We start from the raw sequence: 16,559 nt of genomic DNA, 5'->3' as shown, positions 1-16,559 counted from the left end.
GATGCAGTCTCGGCCGCGGCGATGGCCGAGCCACCGCCTGCCGTCATCAGCGTGAACTCGAGCGTGGCAACGCCGCCATCGGCCTTGGTCGCGCTGACCTTCACCGGCGTACCCGCCTCCGCCGCCTGCAGCTTGGCCTGGAACATGCCGGCACCGCTGAGCGGCACCTCGGTGCCGTTGACGGTGACGCTCTTGACCTCGCCGGCGCCGGCGACCCGTCCAGTGATCGTGCGTTCGCCGGGGCCGCCGCGCACCACCGCGGCAGGTCGGCCGCGCATCGCCACCAGCGGCGGGTCGATGAGTTCGAGGCGTGCGGCCAGACCACCGCCCGCGCCGACCTGACGCTCCAGCCCGGCGATGAGGTTGCGCTGTCGGCCGATCTGCGATTCCTGTTCGGCCAGCGTGTTTTCCAACAAGCGTTGCAGGGCCGGGTCCTCGGCCTGCTTCGCCGCTTCGAGCTTCTGCCGCGTGGCCACCAGTTCCGCGCGCGCGCTGGCGAGGGCGGCACGTCGTTCGGCCAACTGCGACCGCAACCGCGACACTTCCGCGCGCAGCGCTTCGGCCGCCGCCTGCTCGCGCGCGACATCCTGCTCGAGCCCCTCGATGCGCTGGTCGCGCTGCGCGAGTTCAACCTGCACCACCGACGCATACATCAATTCGTCCTCGATGCCGGCGCCCTGGCGGTAGAGGTTCACTGCCTTCGCCGCGTCGCGTTCGACGCCAAGGCCCTCCTCGTACAACCAGCCGAGGTTGATCATGGCGCGCTTGTCGCCCTGCTCCACCGCCTTCTTGAACCACTGGAAGGCCATGCCGAAGTCGGGCTCGATGCCAAGACCCTTGGCATAGATCTCCCCGACAGCGTTCTGCGCTTCGGCACTGCCGCCCATCGCCGCATCCAGCCACACCTTCAGCGCCGTCTGGTAGTTCGCTCGGTCGTAGGCCACGTACTCGCCGCCGCGGATCTGGCAATCCGCCTGCGTGGTGCGGATCGGCCGACGCGCGCTCATGAAGCTGGCCTGGCGGCCGAGCTGGCGGATCTGCCCGGGCAGCAGGCAATCGACGACCAGGAGATCCTCGGCGTTGCGGACACTGGGGCCGTCCTGCGCCGCCACGGGCGCAGAGGCGCCGGCCGCCAACGAGACGAGGAACACCGCGAGGGCGGACGCGAATCGGGACGAGGTCGGGACGCGGGGAACACGGGCAGGACGACCGGCCATGGGGGCCTCCGGGCAGTTGCCGGACGCGGCCGGCTTCGTGGCTATACTCGTGGCCACGTGTATACACGCCCGCATGGGGAAATGCGACGCGTGCCCAGCCCCCGGGGAGTCTTCGATGACCAGTTCCGCGTTGCTCGGCCGCTGCGTGCGGCTGCTCTCTCTTACCGCCTTGGCGCTGCTCGCCCAGCCGGCCTTCGCGACGATCAACTGCGAGATCACGCCGAATAGCGTGACGTCGCTGATCGCGAACACCGGTGACAGCCTCAGCGTCGACTACACGGTCGGCGGCGGCGGCTGTGGCACCGCGATCACCACGACGACGTCGATCATCACCGACACCACCGGAGGCAACGTCTCTCCGCCGTCGGAGACGAACCTGCCTGGCTCGCGAAACTCGTTCATCAACGTCGGCCCTGCCGCCGGAACGATGGTGGTGCGCATCGAATGCACGGCGGGCTGCTTCGGTTCGCCGGCCAACCTCATCATCGACTACACCGTTACCGCGACGGTGCCGGTCATCCGCAACCTCAGCCCCGTCGGGCCTGTGAGCTTCAACGCGGAGCAAGGCAGCAGCCGGACGATCCAGGTGGCCGCCGACGACAGTGGCGTTCCGGCTGGGACGACGATCCTGTGGTTTGCGACTGGCCCTGTAACGCTGTCCTCGACGTCCACGAATACCGATGGCGCGGGCATCGGCACGGTCGTGGCCACCTTCGGGCCGGGCACCGGTACGGCCACCATTTCGGCCAGCCGGGTCGACAGGTCCGACTTTTTCGTCGACTACACCGTGACCGTGCAACCGCCCGTGGTGCGAACACTCGCATCCGTTGGCGGCGGCGGCCAGGTCGGCCCAACGCGGCAAGCGCTGACGAGCCCGCTCACGGTCGAGGCGCGGGACAGCGGAACGCCGACGCCCGGCATCGGGATCAACTGGAGCATCGTCTCCGGCGACGCGACGCTGGTGTCGACCACGAACACCACCGATACCGCCGGCCGCGCGCAGACCGGCGTGCTGTTCGGGCCCACCGCGGGTGCGGTCGTCGTCCGCGCCTCGCGAACCGACGAACCCACGGCATCGATCGATTTCACCGTGACCTCGACGCTCTCGCGATCCGCGGTGCGGGTCTCCGGTGACGGGCAGTCCGCGCCGGTCCGCAGCGCGGTGCCGCAGCCGCTCGTGTTCGAAGCACGGGACAACAACGTTCCGTACGCCGGAATTGGCGTGGCTTGGTCGGTGGTTTCCGGCGACGCCACACTCGTCTCGCCAACGACGACCACCGATGCAACGGGACGCGTCCAGACCGGCGTGCTCTTCGGCGCGACACCCGGCACCGTGATCGTGCGCGCCCAACGGACGGATGACGCATCGATCCGGCTCGACTACACCCTGACTTCGACGCTGGTCCGCACCATCCTTCCCGTCTCTGGCAACAACCAGAACGCTCCGACGCGCACGGCGCTGCCCAACCCGCTCATCGTGGAAACACGCGACAACGGAGCTCCAGCCCCGGGCATCGGCCTCGTCTGGTCGGTCGTGTCCGGTGACGCCACCCTCGTCGGCCCCCAGTCGACGACCGATGGCGCAGGGCGCGCGCAGACGGGCCTGCAGTTCGGCGCCACGCCGGGCACGGTGGTCGTCCGCGCCGCGCGGACGGACGACGCCCAGGTCACCGTCGATTTCACACTGACTTCCACGTTCGTCCGGACGCTCGCACTGGTTTCGGGCGGCAACCAGCAGGGCCTGCCCGGGCTACCGCTGCCCAACCCGATCGTGATCGAGGTGCGCGGCAACGGACAGCCGGAGGCTGGCGTCGTCGTGGACATCCGCGTGGAGGGCGACGCGACGGTCACCGGCGACGGCGGCCCCACGCCGAAGATCACCAAGGTCACCGGGGCCGATGGCCGCGTCAGTGCCGTCGTGACCCTGGGCGCGAACAGCAATGGCGTCGTGAGCATCCAGGCCAGTGTTCCGAGCACACCGGGCCTCAGCACCACCGTCGCGGCCACCGCGAACAACCTCGAGAACCTCCCCGGGCTCACCGGTCCGGAACGCGAACTCGGCGGTGTGATCCAGGACGCCTGCGCGGCCATCGCACGCCTTCCCGCCGCACAGCGCACGGTGGAGCAAGCCGACCTGCTCGCCCGCTGCCAGAGCTTCGCCGGTGCGAATCCCGGCCAGATCGCCGACGCCCTCGACCAGTTGCTTCCCGACACCACGCTGGCGATGGTGAACGTCGCCCTGCAAGCCGGACAGGCGCAGCTCGACAACCTCAAGGCGCGCATCGCCGCCCTTCGGTCGGGCACGCAGGGCAGCGCCTTCGGCGGACTGGCGCTGGCCTCGCCGGCCGGCGCGATCCCGGTCACGAGCTTCGTCGGCAAGGCCCTCAATGCGGACGAGACCACGGAAGCGGGTGCGGGTTTCGACCGCTGGGGCTACTTCGTCTCCGGCACGATCGGCCGCGGCGAGTCTGAAGTCGGTCGGCGCACGCCGGCCTACGATTTCGACATCAATGGCCTGACGGCCGGGCTCGATTACCGATTCAGCGACGGCTTCGTCGCGGGCGCCTCGCTGGGCTACACCAAGCAGGACACCGAGCTGGACGGCGGCGAGGGTAATGTCGATGCCGATGGCTACAGCCTTTCGGCCTACGCCACCTTCTACCGCGACGCGAGCTGGTACACGGATGCCGTCCTGACCTGGGGCCGCAACGATTACGAGACCCTGCGCCGCATCCGCTACACGCTGACCGGCCCCGGCGGCACCAGCACGATCGACCAGACCGCCCGCGGGCGCCTCGACGGCGATCTGCTCTCGGTCGCCAGCACGGTCGGCCGCGATTACCAGGCCGGCACCTGGAACATCGGGCCCTATGGCCGCCTGTTGTATTCGCGCATCGACTTCGACGCCGGCCGCGAGGTCATCGGCGGCGGCGCGGGCAGTGGCCTCGCGCTGGAGATCTTCCCCGGCACCCACACGTCGCTGGCGAGCGTCATCGGCACGAAGTTCAGCACGGCGCTGAGCCGCGACTGGGGCATCCTCATGCCGCACCTGCAGATCGAGTGGGAGCACGAGTACCGCGACGACCCGCAGCGCGTCGGCGCCCGTTTCCTGGCCGACCCCAGCGCCACGCGCTTCAGCATCGAGGGGGATCCGATCGACAGCAGCTTCTTCCGCATCGGTGGCGGTCTCTCGGTGCTGTTCGCCGGCGGCCGCTCGGGCTTCGTCTACGTGGAACGGGTGATCGGCAAGTCCGGCTTCACCCAGACCAATCTTGCGCTGGGCATCCGCGGCGAGTTCTGAGTAGGATCTGGCGATGATCGAATTCGGCCACCTGAGCCACGTCGGCCTCCGCCGCGAACTCAACGAGGACACCTACTACGGCGACGCCGAGTTGGGCCTCTGGCTGGTGGCCGACGGCATGGGCGGGCACGACTCCGGTGAAGTGGCGAGCGCCCTCGCGCGCGACGCCATCGTCCGCGAGGTGCGCGCCGGCAAGTCCTTGGCCGAAGCCATCCTTCGTGCCAACGAGGAGATCATCCGGCAGTCGAAGCGGCGCAACGAAAGCATGCCGATGGGCACCACCGTCGTCGCCGTGCGCGTGGCGTCGAACCATCGCTTCGAACTGGCCTGGGTCGGTGACTCGCGCGCCTACCTGTGGAACGGCAAGCTGCAGCAGGTCTCCTCCGACCACAGCTACGTGCAGGAGCTGATCGACCAGGGCCAGCTCACGCCGGAGCAGGCGCGCAGCCACCCCTACCGCAACGTCGTCACCAAGGCGCTCGGCGTCACCGAACCGGACAAGCTCAATGTCGAGACGGTGGCCGGCGAACTGCGCCCGGGCATGGCCATCCTGCTGTGCAGCGACGGCCTCACCGAGGAAGTGGACGACGGCATGATCGCCAAGGCGGTCGCGCAGAAGGACATCAGCGCGCAGGAGTGCGTCGACCACCTGATCGCCGCCGCGCTCGATGGCGGCGGCAGCGACAACGTCACCGCGGTGCTGCTGCGCCGCGCCTGAGGCTCAGAGGCCGCGCTGGGCGGCTTCAGCGGTTTCCTTCAGCTTGAGCAGCTCAGGGTCGTCGGGGATCGCCTGAAGGCCTCGACGCGCAAACAGACCGCACGAGGTCCACTTTTCTTGCGCACAAAACGCACCCGCGTTGTCGCGATGGAAGGCCGCAACAGCCTCGACACCCGCCAGCGCTTGAGGATTCGTCGGATCCGCAGCGAGCACCTTCCGAAACAATCCTGAAGCGCTGTCATCATCGCCTACGAGGCGCAAACCGAAACTGACGTTCGCTTTGCCGTTCTCGAGCGTCTTGCGGGTGCCCTGCTGGAAGTACGCCTCCGCCTGCCGCAACGTCAGATCGATCTCGTCCGCACTCATCGTCGTGGTCGCCACGCCCGTTTCGCCCGGCGTCTCGAACGTCGCCACGCCCGGGCCCGAAACGGGCTGATCCGCGACCAGCGTCGGCACCAGGGTGGGCTCGGTCGAGCGCCACGGCGCCCACAGCAGTACGCCCACCACGGCCGCCGCGGCAACGCCGAGGCCGATGCGCAGCGGCCACGGGTTCGACGTGTCGTCGCCCCCCGCGCCCGCCTGCTTCGCCGCCTTGTCGCTGACGCGCGTGCGCTGCTGCGTCGCTGCCGGGGCCGAACGCGCCATACCCTCGCGCGCCTCGAAGGCCTGCACATCGACGGCACCGGGCGGGGCCGTCGGCAACATGCGCTGCACGGCGGCCACGACGGCAGCGCCGGTGTTGTAGCGCTCGCTGGCCATCTTCGACATCAAGCCGTTGAGCAGCGGCTGCAGCCAAGCGTGCTGTGGGGGCAGTGTGGGTAGGGGCTCGGTGATGTGCGAGAGGGCCACGGAGAAGGCGTCCGGCGCCTCGTACGGCGGCTTGCCGGTCAGCATCTCGTAGAGCATCACGCCGAGGCTGTAGAGGTCGGAGCGGCCGTCCACGGGCTCGCCGCGCGCCTGCTCGGGGCTCATGTAGTCCGGCGTACCGACCGACATGCCCGCCATCGTCGAGCTGGTGCCGCCGTCCATCGCCTTGGCGATGCCGAAATCGGCCAGCACGGCGCGGCCGTCCTTGCGGAACAACACGTTGCCCGGCTTCACGTCGCGGTGCACCACGCCCTTCTCATGGGCGTAATCGAGGCCGTGCGCGATGTCGCTCAGCACGTTCAGCGCCTCGCCCACCGACAGCCCCTCGTCGGTGATGCGTTCCTTCAGCGTGCCGCGCGGGATGAACTCGGCCGAGAGGTAATAGATGCCGTTGTGCACGCCGATGTCGTGGATGGTCACGACGTTCGGGTGCTGCAGCTTGGCGGTGAGCTTGCCTTCCTTGAGGAAGCGCTCGGCGAATTCCGGGCTCGCGGCCAGCGCCGGTGCCATCACCTTCAGCGCCACTTCGCGATCCAGCGACTCCTGCACGGCGAGGAAGACCGAGGCCATGCCGCCCTGCCCCAGCGTGCGCAGGATGCGGTAGCCGGGAATAGCGATGTCCACCGCCTGCAGCAGCACCGTCGAATTCATGCTTCGCTCCCCCAGAGCACCGTTCCGCCGGCTTTCTTCGCGATCCCCGCCATGCGCTGCGCGTGGGCTTCGGCTTCTTCCGGCAGGATGCCCCGGCGCACCACGGCCGCCAAGGGGCGAAGCACGGTTTCCGCGGCACGGGACGTCCCGTTCTCACCCGCCTCGGCGCCGAGCGAGAACTCGCCCTGCCCGGAGGTCATCGTCAGGTACACATCGGCCAGCAGCTCGGCATCGAGCAGCGCGCCGTGGAGCGTGCGATGCCCGTTGTCGACGCCGAGGCGCTTGCACAGGGCATCGAGCGAATGGCGCTGGCCGGGGAAACGCTGCTTCGACAGCGCCAGCGTGTCGAGCACGCCGATCACGTGGTCGTCGATGCGGCCGTATTCCGGGCCCAACCGCGCCAGTTCGGCGTTCAGGAAGCCGACGTCGAAGGCGGCGTTGTGGATCACCAGCTCCGAGCCGCGGATGAAGTCGAGGAACTCCTGCGCCACCTCATGGAACAGCGGCTTGTCGCGCAGGAAATCCCAAGTGAGGCCGGTGACTTCGGCCGCACCCGGCTCCATCTCGCGCTCGGGGTTGAGGTAGCGCTGGAAATGCCTGCGCGTGGGGCGACGCTCCAGCAATTCGACGCAGCCGATCTCGACGACGCGGTTGCCCTTCTCCCAGGAGAGGCCAGTGGTCTCGGTGTCGAGGATGACCTGCCTCACGCCGTGGCCCCGTTGCGATAGCGCTCGGCCTGCGTGCGGGCCAGCACGTCCACGCGCTCGTTGTCGGCGTGCCCGGCATGGCCCTTCACCCACTGCCAGGTCATGCGGTGCTGCGCCGCCGCGGCATCCAGGCGCTGCCAGAGGTCCTGGTTCTTCACCGCGCCGCCGCCAGCGGTCTTCCAGCCTTTGCGCTTCCAGCCTGGCATCCATTCGCTGATGCCCTGAAGCACGTATTTGGAATCGCTGTGCAGCACGACCGCGCAAGGCTCCTTGAGGGCCTCGAGCGCGGCGATCGCTCCCATCAGTTCCATTCGGTTGTTGGTGGTCTGCGCTTCGCCGCCGACGAGCTCGCGCTCGGTGCCGTTGAATCGGAGCAACGCGGCCCAGCCGCCCGGTCCCGGGTTGCCGAGGCAGGCGCCGTCAGTGTGGATTTCGATCGACTTCATGGCCCGATGATACGGGCCCGACTCAGGAGGCCGGTACCCCGGGAGAGGCGCGCCAAGCCGCGGCAGGGCGGCGCAGCGGCGTCAGGCCGATGTCCCGGCGCACCGCCAGCAGGGCCCAAGCCACGCGCCCCCAGTCCATCCGCGTCGTCCCGGGGACCACGTCGTGCGCGGCCGGCCGCCAACGCGGCCCAAGCGTTCGCTGCCCCACGACGTCGAGGCCCTCGCTTCGCAACAGCGCGACCATGCGAGAGCACGGCAAAGCCCGCACGCCGTGCCGCCCCCAGCGCAGCCGTGCCACGCCCCACGGGTTCAGGCCGAACACCAACAGGCGCCCGTCTGGGCGTAGCACCCGCGCGCACTCCGAGACCAGACGTTCGGGCGAGGGCACCGACTCGAGGACGAAGCGCAGGTCGATCCGGCTCACCGCGGCGCTGGCCATCGGCAGCGTGTGCAGGTCCGAGCGCCAGGCGCCCTGCCAGCGGCCCGCGTCGGGCGCCAGCGTCCAGCTCTCCGCGAAGCAGGCGGCAGGCTCCGGCACCGGCCAGTCCAGTTCGGGAAGCATCCGCAGCCACACCTGTCCGCCGCCATCGGCGCCCCGCTCGATCCAGGCCGATTGAGCGTCGAGCAACAGGCGTCGAGCGGGAGGAACGACCAGCCAGCGGTTCAGGGCTTCGGCTTGACGGGGGAGTTGGAGGGCCGGCATGGTCGCGATTGTGCGGCAAAGGGCCGCGTGCCCGATGTTGAGCCCGTGCCCCTGTTCCCCCGCCCTGCCCGTCTGATCCGTCGAGCCTCGGCCGTCCTGGCCCTGGCTAGCCTCGCCGTGGGCTGCACGACGCTGCCGGCCCCGGTGCCCGCCGGGCCGCCCGACCCCGTGGCGGTCGAGGAGCCTAACGAGCCCTTGCGGCTCGCACCGACCCCAGCGCCCAAGGCCAGCGTCCCCCGGCCCGAGGCCGAGGCTGAGGCGGAACCTGCTCCCCCGGCCCGGATCGCCGACGGCCGTGTGCTGTTCGAGCGCCTGGCCGGTTCCTTTGGTCCACCGGTGTGCGTCCGCGGCGACCACAACCGCCAATGGCGCCGACGCTATGCCGGACACCCCGCCAGCTTCGAGCGCCAGTTGCGGGAAGCGCTGCCGCTCATGGCCTATGTGGTCGAGGCCGTGGAAGCCCGCAACCTTCCCGGCGAGTTCGCGCTGATCCCCATCGTGGAGAGCGGCTATCGCCCGGAAGCCCGCGGCCCCGGCGGCCCGACGGGGCTGTGGCAAATGATCGGCAGCACGGCGCGCAACCACGGCGTGCAGGTGGGGCGCGGCTACGACGGCCGCCTGTCGCCGGTCGATGCCACCGACGCGGCCCTCGATTACCTCGCCGTCCTCCACGCCGAATTCGGCGATTGGCGGGCGACCGCCATGGCCTACAACGCCGGTGAAGGACGCCTCCGCCGCGCGTTCGCCCGCGACGGCGCCTCGCGGGTCTCGGGTGAGCGCCGGCTCCCCGCCGGCCTGTCGAGCGTCACCTACGCCTACGTCGCGAAGCTGCACGCCCTTGCCTGCCTGATCGCCGAACCCGCCCGCCATGGCCTGACCCTGCCGGTCGACGCGTTCACGCCACTTGAAGCGCGCCGCGCACCGGACGGCGCGACCCGTCTCGACGCCGTGGCACGCGCCTGGGGCACCTCGCCGGAAAGCCTTGCCCGCTGGAACCCCGCCTATCGCGCGGGCATCGCCCTGCCGGGCGCCCCACGCCGCCTGCTCGCGCCGGTGGGCTCCGCCGTCGCGATGACGCCGATCGCCTCGTCGTCCGCGCCCTTAGCAGGGAACGAGGAAGCGCCGGCCGAGGCGCCGCGCCAGCACACCGTCCGTTCCGGCGAAACGCTCTGGCGCATCGCACGCCGCTACGGCACCACGGTGCGGGCCCTCGCCGCATTCAACGGCATCGACGCGGCGCGCCCGCTGCGCATCGGGCGAACCCTGCGCATTCCAGACTGAGGCGTACAGTTGGCGCGGCCCGCGGGCCTCGTCACACTGTCGCGCTGCGGCGTCGTCGACGCCTGACCATCGGGAGGTTCCATGGGTTTCCTTGCGGGCAAGCGCGCCCTCATCACCGGCATCGCCAGCCAGCGATCGATCGCCAACGGCATCGCCGAGGCCATGCGTCGCGAAGGCGCCGAGCTGGCGTTCACTTACCAGAACGACAAGCTGAAATCACGCGTCGAGGATGCCGCCGCCGAGTACGGCTCGAACATCGTGATCCCGCTCGACGTGGCCGATGACGCGCAGATCGCCACCTGCATGGCCGAGCTCGGCAAGCACTGGGACGGCTTCGACATCCTCGTGCACTCGATCGGTTTCGCCCCGCGCGAAGCGCTGGACGGCGGCTACCTCGACCACCTCACGCGCGAGAACTTCCGCATCGCGCACGACATCTCGGCCTACTCGCTGTCGGCGCTCGCGCAGGCCGCGCGCCCGATGATGAAGGGTCGGCAGTCGGCGATCCTGACGCTCAGCTACCTCGGCGCCGAGCGCGCCCTGGCCAGCTACAACGTCATGGGCGTAGCGAAGGCAGCCCTCGAGGCGAGCGTGCGCTACCTCGCGCTGAACCTCGGCCCGGAAGGCATCCGCGTCAACTGCATTTCGGCCGGCCCGATCAAGACGCTGGCCGCTTCGGGCGTGGGCAACCTGCGCAAGATGCTCAAGCATGTCGAAGAGGTCGCGCCGATCCGTCGCAACGTCACCATCGAGGACGTCGGCAACGCCGCCGCGTTCCTGTGTTCCGACCTCGCGGCCGGGATCACCGGCGAAGTCACCTACGTGGACGGCGGCTACAGCACCCTCGGCATGGCCGGCCTGGACAGCGACAGCCACTGAAACCTCTCCGCACGCCGGGCCTGAGCGGCAACGCCCTACCGACGCGGAAAAGAAAAGCCCGGCTTACGCCGGGCTTTTCGTTGGTCGCCCCGGCGCGAACCGGGACAACCGCGGGCGGCCGAGGCCGCCCGGGATCACAGGCGCTCTTCGGCGACCTTGATCTCGAACTGGCCGCGCAGCGCCTTGACGAAGGCCTGGCGTTCCATGTCGCCACGCATCTGCGCCAGCTGCGCGCGGATCTGCGAGCGCACGTCCGGCGTCAGCGTGCTGGTGTCGCCCGGCGTCACCTTGGTCGCCACGACGAGGGCGAAGCGGCCGCCACTCAGTTCGGCGAGGCCGACATCGGACGGCTTGCCCGCTTCGATCGGCAGAAGGCGGAAGGCTTCGGTGGCGATCGCCGGATCCGGGAAACCCGCCTGGCGCGCCACGCCGTTGCTGTCCTGCGGCACGACGCCGATTTCGGTGGCCAGCGCGTCGAGCGTCTCGCCCTTGCGCGCACGCTCGAGCAAGGCTTCCGCGCGCTCGCGCGCCGCGGTGGCCAGACGGTCGGCCTGCAGGTCGGCCTGCACCTGGTCGCGGACCTCGGCGAGCGGGCGCAGCGCCGACGGCGCATGCTCGGTCACCTGCAGCACGACGACCTGGTTGGGGCCGATCTCGATCGGATCGCTGACGAGGCGATCGTCCTTTTGCGAGCGCGAGTACGCGGCCGCGCGCACCGCCTCGATCGCCGCCACGCTGTCGCCAGCGGCGCGGGTGAACGGCTCGGTCGTCTTGACCTCGACATCCATCGCGCGCGCGACGGCCGGCAGCGAGTTCGGCTCGCGGAGGATGGCGTCGACCAGCGTGCCGCTTTTCTCGTTGAAGAGGCGCTCGCGCTCCGATTCGCCGAACTCCGCGGCGAGCTGGTCGCGCACGGCCTCGAACGGCTGCTGCGAGCCCGCCACGAGCTGGGTCAGCTTGATCACGTGCCAGCCCTGGTCGGTGCGGACCGGGTCGCTGACGCCGCCCTCGGACAGCGCGAAAACGGCTTCCTCGAACGGCTTCGGGAACACGTCCTTGCCGATCGTGCCGAGGTCTCCGCCGAGATCCTTGGTGCCCAGGTCTTCGCTGTTCGCCGCGGCCAGGGCCGCGAAATCAGCGCTTTCCGCACGCGCCTGTTCGGCGATCCCCACGGCCTTCGAACGCGCGGCCTCGATGGCGGCGTCGTCCGCATCCGCCGGGACGGCGATCAGGATGTGCGCGGCAACGCGCTCTTCCTCGGTGCCGAAGCGGCCCTTTTCGCTCTCGTAGCGATCGCGGAGGTCCTGCTCGGTCGGCTCGGAAGCCACGGCGATGCTCGCGGCGTCCAGCTCGAGGTAGGAGATCGTGACGGTCTCCTCGGTGCTGTAGCGCTCCGCATTGGCCGAATGCCATTCCGCGAGGGCGGCATCATTGGTGGCGTCCGCTGGCAGCGCCGGCGGCGGGATCTCGACGAAACGCAGGTCGCGGGTTTCCTGCTGCAGCTTCAGCAGGTTCTCCAGTTCGGCATCGCCCACGAGGCCGCTCTCAGCGACGGCGTTGGGCAGGGTCGACGTCGTCAGCTGGCGGGCGATCAGGGCTTCGAAACCCGCGGCGGTCAGGCCGCGCGACTGCAGCCAGATCTTGTAGGCGTCCTCGCCGATGAACTCGCCGTCCTGCGTGATGCCGTCGATCTCGAGGATGGCCTTGCGGATCTGCGAGGCATCCACCGCCACGCCGTCGCGCTGTGCCGCGATCTCGAGGATCTTCTCGTCGACGAGGCCGTCCAGCACGAGACGCTTGGTCTCGATGCTCTCCACCTGCTCGGCGTCGTAAGCGTCGCCGGCCTGCGCGCGCACTTGCTCGCGGTAGCGGTCGAAGCGTTCGCGGAACTCCGCCTGCGAGATCTCGACGCTGTCCCAGACGAAGGCACGGGCGAGGCGGCCCGTGGCGCCATCCGAAGGGGCATCGCGCCACCAGGTCGGCGGCGATTCGATCTTGGCGGAATAGGTATCGATGCGGGTCTGGAAATACTGCTCGATGCCGAAGAACGCCATGGCGAAGATGATCAGGCCGATGACGACCCAAGCGAACCAACCCGACGTGTGTTCACGGATTCTCTGAAGCATGGTGAGCGCAGGCTCCAACGCAAGGTCTAGAAAAAACAAAGGCGCCTTGCGGCGCCTTTGAGTAGAAAGTGGCGGAGTGGACGGGACTCGAACCCGCGACCCCCGGCGTGACAGGCCGGTATTCTAACCGACTGAACTACCACTCCGCCGAAAACTTGGTGGGTGCTGAGGGTTTCGAACCCCCGACCCTCGCCTTGTAAGGGCGACGCTCTACCGCTGAGCTAAGCACCCTTAGGCGAGCGAGAACGTTAGTTTACTGCATCCTTCAGCGCTTTGCCAGCCTTGAATGCAGGCGACTTCGAGGCCTTGATCTTGATGGTCGCGCCGGTCTGCGGGTTGCGGCCCTGGCGGGCGGCGCGCTTGCGGACGGCGAAGGTGCCGAAACCGACCAGCGTCACGGTGTCGCCCTTCTTCAGCGCCTTCTTGATGGTCTCGACCACGGCGTCGACGGCGCGACCGGCGTCGGCCTTCGACAGCTCGGCGGCATCAGCGACAGCGTTGACAAAATCAGACTTGTTCATTCTTGACTCCCTGGGCGGGCTTCCCCGCGGATGTGTTCTGCCGGCGCACCGTCCTGCGGGCGCCAGCGGCATTCAGCCCGCCGGTGCGAGGACCGGGGCTGCGTGCCGTTATACCAGCGGCATTTCAGCGTCGCAACAAACGAAACGCAGCAACGGCGCGGCTTGCAGCGATTCTGGCCGCGCGCGTTTTCCCGCTCAGTGCGCCCGTCCCGCGTCGGCTCCACCGTCGTCGGCCTTGGCCTTTTCCTTGGTGGTTTCGGCCGTGGCCGGCGCCTCCTCCTTGGCCACGACGACGAGGGGCACCAGCGGACGCTCCAGCACCACGTCGAGGACCTCGTCGATCCACTTGGCGGGAACGATCTCGAGGCCCTGCAGCACCGACTTCGGCAGGTCGACGAGGTCCTTGCGGTTCTCATCCGGGATCACCACGGTACGGATGCCTCCGCGCAGCGCCGCGAGCAGCTTCTCCTTCAGGCCGCCGATCGGCAGCACGCGCCCACGCAAGGTGATTTCGCCAGTCATGGCCACGTCGGCGCGCACCGGCACCTTGGTCAGGGCCGAGACGAGCGCGGTGACCATGCCGATGCCGGCACTCGGGCCGTCCTTCGGCGTCGCGCCTTCGGGCACGTGCACGTGGGTGTCGAGCTTCTGGTGGAAGTCCGGATCGATGCCGAACGCCGCGCTGCGCGAGCGCACCACGGTGTAGGCCGCCTTCGCCGACTCCTGCATCACGTCGCCGAGCTGGCCGGTCAGCAGCAACGCGCCCTTGCCCGGCGACAGGCTGGCTTCGATCTGCAGAAGGTCACCGCCGACTTCCGTCCACGCGAGCCCAGTGACCAGGCCCACCTCGTTCTGCGCCTCGGCGCGACCGAAGTCGTACTTGCGCACGCCGAGGCACTTGTCGAGGTTCTTCGCATCGACCTTGACGGGCTTGCGCGCCGCGGGCTTCCCGGTTTTCTTCGTAACGGGCATCGGTCCGGCGAGCGCGATCTCCTTGACCACCTTGCGGCAGATCTTGGCGATCTCGCGCTCGAGGCTGCGCACGCCGGACTCGCGCGTGTAGTAGCGCACCACGTCCTGCAGCGCCGACTCCGCCACCACCAGCTCGCCGTCCTTCAGGCCATTGGCCTTCAGCTGCTTCGGCAGCAGGTAGCGCGTCGCGATGTTGAGCTTCTCCTCCTCGGTGTAGCCGGGGATGCGGATGATCTCCATGCGGTCGAGCAACGGGCCGGGGATGTTCAACGAGTTCGAAGTGGCGACGAACATCACCTCGGACAGATCGAGATCGACCTCGAGGTAGTGGTCGTTGAAGCTGTGGTTCTGCTCGGGATCGAGCACTTCCAGCAGCGCCGACGACGGGTCGCCGCGGAAATCCATGCTCATCTTGTCGATCTCATCGAGCACGAACAGCGGGTTCTTCGAACCGACCTTGTTGAGGTTCTGCACGATGCGGCCCGGCATCGAACCGATGTAGGTGCGCCGGTGGCCACGGATCTCGGCCTCGTCGCGCACGCCGCCCAGCGACATGCGCACGAACTTGCGGTTCGTGGCCTTGGCGATGCTCTGGCCCAGCGAAGTCTTGCCCACGCCAGGCGGCCCGACGAGGCAGAGGATGGGGCCCTTCATCTTCGACACGCGCGACTGCACCGCGAGGTACTCGAGAATGCGGTCCTTCACCTTCTCCAGGCCGAAGTGGTCGGCATCGAGCACTTGCTGCGCCGCCTTGAGGTCCTTGCGCACCTTGCTGCGCTTCTTCCACGGCACGCCCACCAGCCAGTCGATGTAGTTGCGCACGACGGTGGCTTCCGCCGACATCGGCGACATCTGCTTGAGCTTGTTGAGCTCGGCCTTGGCCTTGGCCTCGACGGGCTTGGGCATGCCGGCCTTGGCGATCTTCTTGGCCAGCTCGTCCACCTCGTTCGTGCCTTCCTCGCCATCCCCCAGCTCCTTCTGGATGGCCTTCATCTGCTCGTTGAGGTAGTACTCGCGCTGGCTCTTCTCCATCTGCGACTTCACGCGGCCGCGGATGCGCTTCTCGATGTGCTGGACGTCGATCTCGCCTTCGACGAGGCCGATCAGCATCTCGATGCGCTCCATGACCTTCGCGGTCTCGAGCACCTTCTGCTTGTCGACCAGGCGCGCGCTGACGTGCGCGGCCACGGTGTCGGCGAAGCGCTCCGGATCGTCGATGCCCGACAGCGTCGTCATCAGTTCCGGCGGCAGCTTGCGGTTGGTCTTCAGGTACTGCTCGAACAGCGCGAGCAGCGAGCGCCGGGCCACGTCGGCCTCGCGTTCGTCATCGCTGGCGATCGACTCGGTCACCACGCCGCGGCCCATCAGCGCGCCCTCGACATCGCGCACGTCGCTCACCTTGAAGCGCGACACGCCTTCGACGAGAACCTTGATGGTGCCGTCGGGCAGCTTCAGCAACTGCAGCACGGTGGCGAGTGTGCCGATGCGGTAGAGGTCGCTGCCGTCAGGGTCGTCGGTCTCGGGGCTGGTCTGCGCCAGCAGCAGGATCTGCTTGTCGGCGGCCATGGCCACGTCGAGAGCCTTGATCGACTTGTCGCGCCCGACGAACAGCGGGATGACCATGTGCGGATACACCACCACGTCGCGCAGCGGCAGGATCGGCAGGTCGTGGGTGGATTCGCGGCTCATGTCAGGCTCCTTGCGGCCGGTGTCGGCCCATGGACGCAGGATGGGGACGCCCTGCCCCGGAAACAACAAGCCCCGCCTCGGAAACCGGGCGGGGCTTGCTGGTATTCATGTTGGCGCCCGACCTCAGTCGCCGGAAGCGGCACGTTGCGGTGCCGGCGCCGGGGTGGTGTAGATCAGGTAGGGCTCGGTTTTGTGCTCGATCACCGACTCGTCGACCACCACCTTGCTGACGTTCTCCTTCGAGGGAAGCTCGTACATCGTGTCGAGGAGCACCGACTCGAGGATCGTCCGCAGGCCACGGGCACCGGTCTTGCGCTTCAGCGCCTTGCGGGCCACGGCAGCCAGGGCGTCCGGGCGGATCTCCAGCTCCACGCCTTCCATGTCGAACAGCTTCTTGAACTGCTTGGCGATGGCGTTCTTCGGCTCGGTGAGGATCTTCACCAGGGCCTTCTCATCGAGGTCATCCAGGGTCGCCAGCACG

General features: G+C 68.8%; 12 protein-coding genes, 2 tRNA genes and 1 pseudogene. 4 read left to right on the top strand and 11 right to left on the bottom strand.

Going from position 1 to position 16,559, the window contains the following annotated elements:
* On the bottom strand, window positions 1–1,217 hold a 1,217-nt coding region (locus tag ACIQ6S_RS13475), incomplete at its 3' end, for a hypothetical protein (protein WP_397608802.1).
* Between the two features lie 115 nt (window positions 1,218–1,332).
* Between ACIQ6S_RS13475 and ACIQ6S_RS13470 the strand changes: the two genes are divergently transcribed.
* Window positions 1,333–4,518 (top strand): autotransporter domain-containing protein, encoded by a 3,186-nt coding sequence (locus ACIQ6S_RS13470; protein ID WP_397608801.1) that lies wholly within the window; start codon window positions 1,333–1,335, stop codon window positions 4,516–4,518.
* Between the two features lie 13 nt (window positions 4,519–4,531).
* Complete coding sequence (locus ACIQ6S_RS13465) at window positions 4,532–5,236, top strand: PP2C family protein-serine/threonine phosphatase (protein ID WP_397571930.1); 705 nt, start codon at window positions 4,532–4,534, stop codon at window positions 5,234–5,236.
* A gap of 3 nt (window positions 5,237–5,239) precedes the next feature.
* Here the strand turns inward: ACIQ6S_RS13465 and ACIQ6S_RS13460 are convergent, their stop codons facing one another.
* The 4 genes from ACIQ6S_RS13460 to ACIQ6S_RS13445 are packed head-to-tail and all read right to left on the bottom strand — an operon-like array spanning window position 5,240 to window position 8,610.
* Complete coding sequence (locus ACIQ6S_RS13460; protein WP_397608800.1) at window positions 5,240–6,754, bottom strand: serine/threonine-protein kinase; 1,515 nt, start codon at window positions 6,752–6,754, stop codon at window positions 5,240–5,242.
* Window positions 6,751–7,461: a DNA polymerase III subunit epsilon gene (gene dnaQ, locus ACIQ6S_RS13455; RefSeq protein ID WP_397571928.1), complete on the bottom strand. Its 711-nt coding sequence runs from the start codon at window positions 7,459–7,461 to the stop codon at window positions 6,751–6,753. Before dnaQ ends, ACIQ6S_RS13460 begins: the two co-directional genes overlap by 4 nt.
* A complete protein-coding gene (gene rnhA / locus ACIQ6S_RS13450; protein WP_397571927.1) occupies window positions 7,458–7,907 on the bottom strand; it encodes a ribonuclease HI in 450 nt (149 codons plus the stop codon). Before rnhA ends, dnaQ begins: the two co-directional genes overlap by 4 nt.
* A gap of 22 nt (window positions 7,908–7,929) precedes the next feature.
* Window positions 7,930–8,610, bottom strand: coding sequence for a methyltransferase domain-containing protein (locus ACIQ6S_RS13445; RefSeq protein WP_397571926.1), 681 nt, complete (start codon window positions 8,608–8,610; stop codon window positions 7,930–7,932).
* Window positions 8,611–8,655: 45 nt separating this feature from the next.
* On the opposite strand from ACIQ6S_RS13445, the gene ACIQ6S_RS13440 reads away from it, so the two are divergent.
* Complete coding sequence (locus tag ACIQ6S_RS13440) at window positions 8,656–9,891, top strand: transglycosylase SLT domain-containing protein (RefSeq protein WP_397608799.1); 1,236 nt, start codon at window positions 8,656–8,658, stop codon at window positions 9,889–9,891.
* Window positions 9,892–9,972: 81 nt separating this feature from the next.
* On the top strand, window positions 9,973–10,770 hold the full coding sequence (locus tag ACIQ6S_RS13435) for an enoyl-ACP reductase (RefSeq protein ID WP_397608798.1): 798 nt from the start codon (window positions 9,973–9,975) through the stop codon (window positions 10,768–10,770).
* Between the two features lie 134 nt (window positions 10,771–10,904).
* Here ACIQ6S_RS13435 and ACIQ6S_RS13430 read toward each other — a convergent pair whose 3' ends face one another.
* The 6 genes and pseudogenes from ACIQ6S_RS13430 to ACIQ6S_RS13405 form a co-directional block, all read right to left on the bottom strand.
* Window positions 10,905–12,896: a SurA N-terminal domain-containing protein gene (locus ACIQ6S_RS13430; RefSeq protein ID WP_397608797.1), complete on the bottom strand. Its 1,992-nt coding sequence runs from the start codon at window positions 12,894–12,896 to the stop codon at window positions 10,905–10,907.
* 69 nt (window positions 12,897–12,965) lie between these two features.
* Window positions 12,966–13,042 (bottom strand) — tRNA-Asp (locus tag ACIQ6S_RS13425).
* 10 nt (window positions 13,043–13,052) lie between these two features.
* A tRNA-Val gene (locus tag ACIQ6S_RS13420) sits at window positions 13,053–13,127 on the bottom strand.
* A gap of 17 nt (window positions 13,128–13,144) precedes the next feature.
* On the bottom strand, window positions 13,145–13,417 hold the full coding sequence (locus ACIQ6S_RS13415) for an HU family DNA-binding protein (RefSeq protein ID WP_297864878.1): 273 nt from the start codon (window positions 13,415–13,417) through the stop codon (window positions 13,145–13,147).
* Between the two features lie 195 nt (window positions 13,418–13,612).
* Complete coding sequence (gene lon / locus ACIQ6S_RS13410) at window positions 13,613–16,078, bottom strand: endopeptidase La (protein WP_397608796.1); 2,466 nt, start codon at window positions 16,076–16,078, stop codon at window positions 13,613–13,615.
* A gap of 123 nt (window positions 16,079–16,201) precedes the next feature.
* A pseudogene (locus ACIQ6S_RS13405) lies at window positions 16,202–16,559 on the bottom strand (ATP-dependent Clp protease ATP-binding subunit ClpX); the annotation flags it as partial.

Source organism: Silanimonas sp. (assembly GCF_044377035.1).
Classification (GTDB): Bacteria; Pseudomonadota; Gammaproteobacteria; order Xanthomonadales; family Xanthomonadaceae; genus Silanimonas.
This window is presented reverse-complemented; position numbering and strand designations above follow the sequence as displayed.

Excerpts from the sequence above, each read along its gene's own strand:
- lon (WP_397608796.1), bottom strand. The coding sequence starts at position 16,078 with ATGAGCCGCGAATCCACCCACGACCTGCCGATCCTGCCGCTGCGCGAC.
- rnhA (WP_397571927.1), bottom strand. The coding sequence starts at position 7,907 with ATGAAGTCGATCGAAATCCACACTGACGGCGCCTGCCTCGGCAACCCG.
- ACIQ6S_RS13445 (WP_397571926.1), bottom strand. The coding sequence starts at position 8,610 with ATGCCGGCCCTCCAACTCCCCCGTCAAGCCGAAGCCCTGAACCGCTGG.
- ACIQ6S_RS13430 (WP_397608797.1), bottom strand. The coding sequence starts at position 12,896 with ATGCTTCAGAGAATCCGTGAACACACGTCGGGTTGGTTCGCTTGGGTC.
- ACIQ6S_RS13435 (WP_397608798.1), top strand. The coding sequence starts at position 9,973 with ATGGGTTTCCTTGCGGGCAAGCGCGCCCTCATCACCGGCATCGCCAGC.
- ACIQ6S_RS13415 (WP_297864878.1), bottom strand. The coding sequence starts at position 13,417 with ATGAACAAGTCTGATTTTGTCAACGCTGTCGCTGATGCCGCCGAGCTG.
- ACIQ6S_RS13470 (WP_397608801.1), top strand. The coding sequence starts at position 1,333 with ATGACCAGTTCCGCGTTGCTCGGCCGCTGCGTGCGGCTGCTCTCTCTT.
- ACIQ6S_RS13460 (WP_397608800.1), bottom strand. The coding sequence starts at position 6,754 with ATGAATTCGACGGTGCTGCTGCAGGCGGTGGACATCGCTATTCCCGGC.
- ACIQ6S_RS13465 (WP_397571930.1), top strand. The coding sequence starts at position 4,532 with ATGATCGAATTCGGCCACCTGAGCCACGTCGGCCTCCGCCGCGAACTC.